Source organism: Acinetobacter sp. ANC_7635 (genome assembly GCF_056779945.1).
This window is the reverse complement of sequence record NZ_JBWYIS010000043.1, coordinates 1-328: the sequence shown is the minus strand read 5'-3', so window position 1 is coordinate 328 and position 328 is coordinate 1. Positions and strand designations below refer to the sequence as shown.

At 53.0% G+C, this 328-nt stretch carries 1 pseudogene; it reads left to right on the top strand.

Annotated features, from left to right (window positions below):
* Positions 1 to 328 (top strand): annotated as a pseudogene (locus tag AC1M89_RS14800) (type VI secretion system tip protein VgrG); the annotation flags it as partial.

Here is a 328-nt window from a genome sequence, read left to right as displayed (position 1 = left end):
CCGATTGTACCGAGCAACAACAGCCCGATCGAAGCACAAAAGCTCCGCCTGATTGATGACAACAGCCAATACCAAGCGCTTAACCGACGCATCATCCGCTACCACCGTAGTGATGCGACAGAACAATTTGATAGCATCACCAGTTTTATCGGACAACGCAGCCTACAACCCACCGCAGTTCACCTACAACGCTGGCAAGCCACAGCCCTCGAACAAGAAGAAGGCGCAGGCTCAGTACAAAGCAAACACCAACACAGTGACCACCAAGACAATGCCAGCCTAGGCCTCGAACAAGCATGGCACATCAGCCCTGCATGGATCCAAGACC